Genomic DNA, 9,088 nt, shown 5'->3' on the forward strand with positions numbered 1-9,088 from the left:
ACGTCCTGTCCATGCCCCGCGGCGCCGCCGTGGTCTACCCCAAGGACGCGGGGCATGGACAGGACGTAGTCGGGGAGCAGGGGGCGCAGCGCGAGGTAGGCGACGTTACCGGTGGTGCGGACAACGCTGCCCTCGGGTGCGCCGATCAGCTCGTCGTGGGGGAAGGAACCCTTGTGGGTGTGGAAGTTCTTTCCCTCTTCGAGCGTGAACGTGTAGTGGCGGCCCTTGGGGTCGGTCAGCTGAACCTGGTCCCCGACCTTGAAGGGCCCGCGACGGCGGGCGGCACCGGTCGGTTCGGACATGTGACCAGCCTACCGGTCCCCGAAGGGGCCGCAGACCACGGCTGTGCCCGGGTGGTGGGGGGCCGTGCGGGTCAGGAGGGCCTGGCCATGGCCTTGACGAAGGCGCGTTCCACGTCGGCGGCGGAGAGGACGCCGTAGATCTCGCCGGTCTCCTCGACGACGAGGTATTCGGTGGCGGGGGTGGCGCGGAGGGCGTCGAGGAGTTCTTCTCCGGCGAGTTCCGCGGAGACGCGCATGCCGTCGGTGAGGTCCTGGGCGAGGCCGCTGACGACGACCCAGGGGCGGCGGTGTTCGGGGACGCCGACGATGGCGGCCTCGCGGACGAGGGAGAGGGGTTCGCCGTCGGCGTCGACGACGACGAGGGCGCGGGCGCCGGCCTCGTTGGCGCGGCGGAGGGCTTCGGAGAGGGGGGTGTCGGTCTCGACGGGGACGGCGCGGCGGGTGAGGGCGCGGGCGCGCAGTTCGGGGAGGTGTTCGCGCAGGCGGGCCATGCGGAGGCTGTTGCCGGCGCCGGTCCAGATGATGGCGGCGAGGATCGCGGCGAGCAGGGCGTCGAGGACGGTGTCCATGCCGACGCTGTCGGTGGCGTCGGCGCCGAGGAGGCCGGACTGGGTGAGCCAGGGCAGTCCGATGAGGACGGAGAGGGCGAGGGCGCGGCCGACCCAGGCGGCGGCGACGGTGCCGCTCATGGGCTTGCCGGTGATCTTCCAGACGACGGCGCGGAGCATGCGGCCGCCGTCGAGGGGCAGGCCGGGGAGGAGGTTGAAGGCGGCGACGATCAGGTTGGAGATCATCAGGCCGGCCAGCAGGACGCCGGGGACCGTGCCGGGTTCCACGGCGAGGAGGGCGAGGTAGAAGGCGCCGGCGAGGATCAGGGAGAGGAGGGGGCCGACGAAGGCGAGGACGAACTCGCGGCCGGGGGTCTCGGACTCCTTCTCGATCTCGGAGACACCGCCGAAGAACTGGAGCTGGATGCGGCGTACGGGGAGTTTGAAGCGGAGGGCGGCGATGGTGTGGGCGAGTTCGTGGACGAGGACGGAGGCGTAGAAGGCGACCGCGAAGAAGAGGGAGACGAGGTAGCGGAGGGCGCCGAGTTCGGGCAGGACGCGGTCGAGTTGGCCGCCGAAGACCCAGGTGATGAGGGCGGCGACGAGGAACCAGCTGGGCGCGACGTACACGGGTACGCCGAAGGGGCGTCCCATGAGGATGCCGCCCCCGGGCTCCTTGGGCCGCTCGGGAGGCTTGGGCCCGCCGCCGTGGGCGAAGGGCCGAGCGGTACTGGCGGTGTCGTCCTCGGGCCCGGCGGAGGACCCGGTCGAGGGGCCCTTGCGCAGGGAGGTGGGGCCGGCTGGCGGGTGGGTCGCGTCGGACGGCTGAGAGCTCTCGGAGGAGGGGGTGTCTGCGGCTGGCCGGTGGCCTTGCGGCGTGAGGGCGTCCGCGGGCCGCTGGGGGCCGTCGGCCGGGCGGGGTTCCTCGGACGGCTGCGCGTCCGCCGAGGGCGTGGGGTCCTCGGACGGCTGCGCGTCCACTGAGGGCGCGGGCTGCTCGGAGGGCTGCGGGTCGGCGGATGGCTGCTGCGCGTCGGCGGGCGACCGGGGGTCCTCGGCGGCGTCCGGTCGCTCGGGCCGGCCGGGGGTCGTCGGGGCCTCGGCCTGGCCGGGGGTCGTCGGGGTCTCGGGCCGGTCGGCGGTTGCGCGGCGATCCGGTCGGCCGGTGGCCTCGGCGCCCCTGGTGCGGCCCGTGCCCGCGGACTCCTCGGAAGCGTCCGGCTCACCGAACTCCCCCGCGCCTCCGGCGGCCTCCGGCGTCCGGGCACCCCCGGTGGCGCCGTGCTTCCCGGCTCCCCCGGAGGCCTTCGTGTCCGCCCCGGTCTCGTCCGTGAGGTCCGAGGGTTCGGTGCCCTCGGTGCCCTCCGTGGTCTGCGGGTCTCGACCGGGGGCGGGGGTGCCCTCGGGTGTCGGTTCGGCAGGGTTGGTGGGGGCGAGGTCGGCGGTGTGGGTGGTCACGCCGTCCGTGTGTTCGGTCGCGTCGTCGTTGCCCGACCGCGGCTGCCCGCTCCCGCCGCTCGTCTCCACGATGTCCCCTCGTTCGAAGCGTCTTCCGCGCCCGTGTCTAGGGGCGGAAGGGTCTGTGGTCGATGCTATGCGGTCGCCGTCATGGGTTCCGCCCCGGCACCCCCTCAGTTTTCCCCGCGTCGCAGCAGGCACACGGGCCTCTCGGTGGGCGGGGGCGGCCCGGGAACGTGCGGGCCGGTCGGCCGTCCGTCGCCGACGGCCCCGTGGCGGTCACTGTCAGTGGTGGGCCGTATGGTCTGTCGTCATGGAAATCAGCACCGACGGTACCGGCGCCGACACCGCCCCCTCCGGCGCGGCGGAGGGCACCGGCGAAGAGGGCGCGCGCCCTGCGCGGGAGGCGGCGCCCCCGGCCTCGTTGTCGCCCTCGCGGGCCAGTGACTTCATGCAGTGTCCGCTGCTGTACCGGTTCCGGGTGATCGACCGGCTGCCGGAGAAGCCGAGCGAGGCGGCGACGCGGGGCACCCTGGTGCACGCGGTGCTTGAGCGGCTGTTCGACGCGCCGGCGGCGGAGCGGACGGCGCCGAAGGCCAAGTCGCTGGTGCCGGCGCAGTGGGACCGGCTGCGGGAGTCGCGGCCGGAGGTCGTGGAGCTGTTCGCGGACGACCCGGAGGGCGAGCGGCTCGCGGGCTGGCTGGCGGAGGCCGAGCGGCTGGTGGAGCGCTGGTTCACGCTGGAGGACCCGACCCGGTTGGAGCCGGTCGAGCGGGAGTTGTTCGTGGAGGCGGAGCTGGATTCGGGGCTCAGGCTGCGCGGGATCATCGACCGGGTGGACGTGGCGCCGACGGGTGAGGTGCGGATCGTCGACTACAAGACGGGGAAGGCGCCGCGGCCCGAGTACGCGGAGGGCGCGCTGTTCCAGATGAAGTTCTACGCGCTGGTGGTGTGGCGGCTGAAGCGGGTGGTGCCGCGCCGGCTGCAGCTGGTGTATCTGGGCAGTGGCGATGTGCTGACGTACGACCCGGTGATGGCGGATCTGGAGCGGGTGGAGCGCAAGCTGCTGGCGCTGTGGGAGGCGATCCGGCTGGCCACGGAGACCGGTGAGTGGCGGCCCCGGCCGACGAAGCTGTGCGGCTGGTGCGACCACCAGGCGGTGTGTCCGGAATTCGGTGGTACTCCCCCGCCGTATCCCTTGCAGGTGAGGTCGCCGGAGTCTCCCGCCGAGGCGCAGGGCAGAATGGGCCCGGACTAGCGAAGGAGATTTTCGTGGCCATCCGCGTCCTACTGGTCGACGACCAGCCGCTGCTGCGTACCGGCTTCCGGATGATTCTGGAGGCGGAGCAGGATCTCGCGGTCGTCGGGGAGGCCGGAGACGGCCTCCAGGCGCTCGACCAGGTGCGGGCGTTGCAGCCCGATGTGGTTCTGATGGACATTCGTATGCCCCGTATGGACGGGGTGGAGGCGACCCGTCAGATCACCGGTCCCGGGCGGGACGGTCCGGCGAAGGTGCTGGTGCTGACCACGTTCGATCTGGACGAGTACGTGGTGGAGGCGTTGCGGGCGGGGGCCAGCGGGTTCCTGCTGAAGGACGCGCCCGCACATGAGCTGGTGCAGGCGATCCGGGTGGTCGCGGGGGGTGAGGCGATGCTGGCGCCGAGCATCACGCGCCGGCTCCTCGACAAGTACGCGGAGCATCTGCCGTCGGGGGACGAGCCGGTGCCGGACACGCTGCACACGCTGACCGACCGTGAGGTCGAGGTGCTGAAGCTGGTGGCGCGGGGGCTGTCGAACGCGGAGATCGCGGCCGATCTGTTCGTCAGCGAGACGACGGTGAAAACGCATGTGGGGCATGTGCTCACCAAGTTGGGGCTGCGGGACCGGGTGCAGGCGGCGGTGTACGCGTACGAGAGCGGGCTGGTGCGTCCCGGCGCGCAGTAGCGGACACGGGGTCGACGACGCGCCGAGGGCGCCCTCTTCGTGGTGAAGGGGGCGCCCTCGGGTGTTGATGGGGGGCTCAACGGCTGGTGGGCCGTCAGGGGACGGGCTGTCAGTCCTTGCTGATCTCCCAGAAGCGGAACACGGTGGACGCGTCGAGGCAGTACTCGAGGCCGTAGACGTTGTCGCGGATGACGGCGTACTGCTTGGCCTGCCAGACGGGGAGGAGGGGGACCTCCTCGGCGACGAGGTTCTGCAGTTCGGCGTATTCCTGCTCGGTGGCGGAGCGGTCGCTCTGGGCGGCTGTGCTCGGCAGGAGATCACCGGTGATGGTCTTGTTGGTGTAGTTGTTGTCGAGGACGTTGCCCTTGCCGAAGAAGGGGCTGGTGAAGTTGTCGGGGTCCGGGTAGTCCGGGACCCAGCCCTTGACGTAGAGGCCGTACTTGCCGGCGGCTATGTCCTTCTCGTACTGGGCGAACTCGACGGACTTCACCTTGGCGTCGAACAGGCCGGAGTCGTTGAGCTGCTTGGCGATGGCCTCGAGCTCCTGGTCGGTGGAAGGGCCGTAGCGGGACGGCGTGGACCAGAGGGTGAGTTCGACCTTGTCGGTGATGCCGTCGGCGCGCAGGGCCGCCTCGGCCTTGGCCTTCGAGGGGCGGGCGCCGTAGGTGTCGAAGAAGGCGGTGTTGTGGCCGGTGATGCCCGCCGGGATGATCGAGTACAGCGGGGTGGCGGTGCCCTGGTAGACCTCGTCGACGAGGGCCTCGCGGTCGAGGAGGTGGGCGATGGCGCGGCGGACGCCGATCTTGCCGGTGACCGGGTCGCTCATGTTGAAGACCAGGTGCTGGACCTCGGCGCCGGTGCCGTCGACGAGTTCGACGCCGCTGGCGGTGGAGGTGTCGGTCTCGATGTCGGAGATGGCTCCGGCGCTGAGGCCACGGAAGGCGACGTCGACCTCACCCTCCAGGAGGGCCTTCTTCAGGGCGTCCTGCTTGCCGTGGAAGAACTTGAGGGTGATGCCCTCGTTCTCGACGTCGGCGGGGCCCTTGTAGTTGTCATTGACGGCGAAGACGGCCTGGTCCTTGCCGAAGGACTCCAGCTTGTAGGGGCCGGAGCCGACCGCTTCGCCGTCCTTGCGGAGGCCGTCGGCGTCGTAGGAGCTCTCGTCGACGATGGCGCCGGCGCCGGAGGCGATCTTGCTGGGGAAGGTGGCGTCGGCGTACTTCAGGTTGAAGCGGACGGTGGTGTCGTCCGGCGTCTCGACGTTGTCGAGCATGGGGAACATGATCGCCGGGCCCGCGTCGTCGTTGATCTTCAGCATGCGGTCGAAGGAGAACTTGACGTCCTTCGCGGTGAGGTCCTCACCGTTGCTGAACTTCAGGCCCTTCTTCAGGGTGCACTCGTAGACGGTGGTCTTGGAGTCGGCGAAGGAGCACTCCTCGGCGAGGTCCGGCTCGGGCTCGGTGGCGCCGTTGGGGAAGCTCAGCAGCGACTGGAAGACGTTGTTGAAGAGGAGCCAGGAACCCGGGTCGTAGCCGGAGGCGGGGTCGGTGGCCAGGACGTCGTCGGACATCCCCAGCACCACGTTGGAGCCGGAGTCCCCGGTCCCCCCGGATTCGGAGCCGCAGCCGGTCAGCAGGCCGGCGGCCAGCCCTGTCGCGATGGTCAGGACGGGCCACTGGGTGCGCATGTTCACGTGTGAGTGCCTTGTGTTGTCGTCGGGTGTCGGGACGCGCCGGGCTCCCCCGGGTTCGGCGCGCGTGGTGAAGAGTGCGGTCAGTCGCCGATGCCGCGGCCGAGCTGCCACAGCTGGAGCGTGGAGGCGGAGTTGAGTGCGTACTCGGCGCCGGTGACGTCGTCGCGGGCGGCGACATACTGGTTGCCCTGCCACAGCGGGAGGATCGGCACGTCGTCGGCGACGATGTCCTGGATGCCGGTGAGGCTCTCCGAGGCCGTGAGCCGGTCGGCCTCGCGACGGGACTCGGGGATCAGCTTGCTGCGGATCTCGCTGTTGTCGTACGGCGAGTTGAGGAAGTTGTCCTTGTCGAGGAAGGGCGCGAGGTAGTTGTCGGCGTCCGGGAAGTCCGGGAACCAGCCCATGCCGTAGACGGCGTACTCGCCCTTCTGTTCGGCGGGGCGGAACGTGGACCAGGGCGCGCCCTTGATGGTGACGTCGAACAGGCCGCTGTCGTCGAGCTGCTTCTTCAGGACCTCGAACTCGGTCTTCGTGGCGGCGCCGTAGTGGTCGGTCGTGTAGTGCAGGGTCAGCTTGACCGGGGTGGTGATGCCGGCCTGCTTCAGGGTCGCGGTGGCCTTGGAGACGCTGGGGTCGCCGTACTTGTTGAAGAACGAGTTGGAGTGGCCGGTGATGCCCGCCGGGACGATCGAGAAGAGGGGCTCGGACTGGGAGCCGTAGACCTTGGAGACGAGTGCGCCGCGGTCGATGATCTGGGCGACGGCCCGGCGGACGGCGGTGCTCTTGACCGGGGACGCGTCGGTGTTGAAGGCGAGGTAGCGGATCTCCAGGCCGGAGGACTCGACGAGGTCGATGTTCTTGTCCTGGGACTTGGCGTACTTGTCGATCTGTGCCGGCGTCATGGTCCGGGTCATCAGGTCGATGTCGCCGCTCTCGAGCGCGCTGCCCATGGCGTCGGGGTCGGCGAAGGAACGCAGTTCGATCTGGTCGTTCTTCGGGTCCAAGTGGCCCCGGTAGTGGGGGTTCTTGGTGAAGACGGCCTTGACGAGTTCGTTGTTCTCGACCTCGGCGTCCAGGGTGTAGGGGCCGGAGCCGTCGACCTTGAAGCCGTCGCGGAGCTTGTCCTTGTCGTAGTCGGCGGGGTTGACGATGCCGGCGACGGGGGTGGACAGCTTGTACGGGAGGGTGGCGTCGGGGCCGTTGAGGTGGAAGATGACCTGCTTGTCGCCCTTGGTCTCGACGAGGTCGATGGTGGACAGCAGGGCGAAGACACCGCTGTCGGCCTTGATGGAGCGGGCACGGTCGATGGAGAACTTGACGTCCTCGGCGGTGATCGGGCTGCCGTCGGCGAACTTGAGGCCGTCGCGCAGGGTGCAGACGTAGCGCTCGCTGCCGGTGTCGGTGAAGCCGCAGCGGGAGGCGGCCTCGGGCTCCGGTTCGCCGTCGCCGCTGGGCTGGACGAGGAGGGTCTGGACGGTCTGGCGGAGGATGTTCCAGGTGCCGACGTCGTAGGCGTAGGCCGGGTCGATCGGGGCCGGGGCCTCCTTCGAGGCGGTGAACCGGTCGGTGGTGCCGACGACGATCGCGTCACCGTCGCTGCTCGCGCCGTCGGTGGCGCCGCAGGCGGCGATCACCGGGGCGAGCAGGCCGAGGACGGCCGGCAGCACCAGGGTCTTGCGGTTCATGCTCGAGTTTCTCCAGAGCTCAATTCCGGGACGGGTGCCTGCGGGGTGGTGCGGGCGGGTCCCGGGCGGTACGGCGATGTTTCCGCGTCGAGATTAGCCCGCCCCCGTGTAAGGCGCCCGCGCGCACCGGAGTTGAGTTCACCTCACGCTGTGGAGCCGGGTGTGGACGCACGGATGAGGGCGTCGGTGGAATGTTTGGTGCACCCTGCATCAATCGGGACACATGGGCGCGCTAATCGCCCCTGAAAGCGGGGTTTGGACGTGCCCGGCCCGGCCGCGAGGGCCGGGGCCGAGTGGTCAACGTCACAGGCCGAAGGGGCTTCCCGATGGCGGGAATTCAGTTTTCCCCGGCCGGAATTCCGGGCGCCGGAAGCCCGTTAATGATCTTGAGTTTTTATTGTGCTTTCAATTGTTCACGCTGGGTGCATGGACGGGCCCATTTCCGTCGCCGTCAGAGCGTGATCAGGCCGTGCAGGAATGGCAGGTCGACCTCTTCCAGCGAGGTCACGACGGTACGCCGGGCGGCGGGGGTGATGGGGGCCACGGAGGGCACGGCGACGACGTGGCAGCCCGCCGCCTCGGCGGCCGCGACACCGGTCGCGGTGTCCTCGATGACCGCGCACCGGCCCGGGTCGGCGCCCAGCCCGGTGGCCGCCAGGAGGTAGGGGTCGGGGAACGGCTTGGTGCGTTCCACCTCGTCGCCGGCGACGGTCAGGGCGAAGTGCTGGGGGCCGAGGGTGGTCAGGACGCGGTCGATGATGCGCCGGTGGGAGGCGGAGACCAGGGCGGTGGGGACGCCGTGCGCGGCGAGTTCGGCGAGGAGTCTCGCCGCACCGGGCATCAGCGGCAGGGCGTGTCCGATCCGGGCCTCGAAGCCGTCGTTGAGCAGCACGGACAGGTCGGCGAGGGTGATGTCGGCGCCGGTGGCCTCGATGAGAAAGCCCGCGCTGCGGCTCATGGGGCCGCCGACCACGACATGGCGCCAGGACTCGTCGAGGGTGTGGCCGAGGGAGCGGAAGACCTCGACCTCCACGTCCCACCAGAAACCCTCGGTGTCCACCAGGGTTCCGTCCATGTCGAGGAGCACGGCCTGCAGGGCGGAGCCTTCGGCCGTCCGGGTTCCTAGCGCGGGGATCGTCGTGGTCATCCGGCGCACCTCCTTGTGGGACGAGCAGGCCGGTTCCCGGGTGGGGAACCGGCCTGCGGTGGACCGACCAGTGTACGACGCCGCGCGGCGAAGCGCCTTTCGTCGAGGCCGACCGACCCGACGACGGACCCGGTACGCGACCGGACGCCGGCCAGTGCTGTGACCGGAAGGGTTTGCCGGAAAGCTCGCGGCGTCCGGTGCGGTGCCTCGCAAGGCGGAGCATGACCCGCGTACTGGATGTACTCGGGTCATGCGACAACGCCGCGAGGTGCCGTGCCGGGCGTCGCGAGCCGGTGAACCTTTCCGGTCAC

6 protein-coding genes and 1 pseudogene are annotated in these 9,088 nt (G+C 70.4%); 2 read left to right on the top strand and 5 right to left on the bottom strand.

All coding sequences use genetic code 11. The annotated features are described in order from the left end of the window. Window positions 1-302, bottom strand: a pseudogene (locus tag AOK23_RS11835) (tRNA (adenine-N1)-methyltransferase); the annotation flags it as partial. 71 nt (window positions 303-373) lie between these two features. Continuing rightward, window positions 374-1,831: a site-2 protease family protein gene (locus tag AOK23_RS11840; protein WP_420823703.1), complete on the bottom strand. Its 1,458-nt coding sequence runs from the start codon at window positions 1,829-1,831 to the stop codon at window positions 374-376. Between the two features lie 790 nt (window positions 1,832-2,621). On the opposite strand from AOK23_RS11840, the gene AOK23_RS11845 reads away from it, so the two are divergent. Both AOK23_RS11845 and AOK23_RS11850 read left to right on the top strand, forming a co-directional pair. After that, window positions 2,622-3,566, top strand: a complete 945-nt coding sequence (locus AOK23_RS11845) for a RecB family exonuclease (protein WP_055712686.1) — start codon at window positions 2,622-2,624, stop codon at window positions 3,564-3,566. A gap of 14 nt (window positions 3,567-3,580) precedes the next feature. Beyond that, on the top strand, window positions 3,581-4,252 hold the full coding sequence (locus tag AOK23_RS11850) for a response regulator (protein WP_055523022.1): 672 nt from the start codon (window positions 3,581-3,583) through the stop codon (window positions 4,250-4,252). A 109-nt stretch (window positions 4,253-4,361) separates the two neighbouring features. Here the strand turns inward: AOK23_RS11850 and AOK23_RS11855 are convergent, their stop codons facing one another. The 3 genes from AOK23_RS11855 to AOK23_RS11865 form a co-directional block, all read right to left on the bottom strand. Further along, complete coding sequence (locus AOK23_RS11855) at window positions 4,362-5,945, bottom strand: ABC transporter substrate-binding protein (protein ID WP_055712687.1); 1,584 nt, start codon at window positions 5,943-5,945, stop codon at window positions 4,362-4,364. An 80-nt stretch (window positions 5,946-6,025) separates the two neighbouring features. Further along, on the bottom strand, window positions 6,026-7,630 hold the full coding sequence (locus AOK23_RS11860) for an ABC transporter substrate-binding protein (RefSeq protein WP_055712688.1): 1,605 nt from the start codon (window positions 7,628-7,630) through the stop codon (window positions 6,026-6,028). 451 nt (window positions 7,631-8,081) lie between these two features. Beyond that, on the bottom strand, window positions 8,082-8,777 hold the full coding sequence (locus AOK23_RS11865; RefSeq protein WP_055712689.1) for an HAD family hydrolase: 696 nt from the start codon (window positions 8,775-8,777) through the stop codon (window positions 8,082-8,084). Window positions 8,778-9,088 lie beyond the last annotated feature (311 nt).

It is taken from the genome of Streptomyces torulosus (assembly GCF_001419765.1).
Lineage (GTDB): Bacteria > Actinomycetota > Actinomycetes > Streptomycetales > Streptomycetaceae > Streptomyces > Streptomyces torulosus.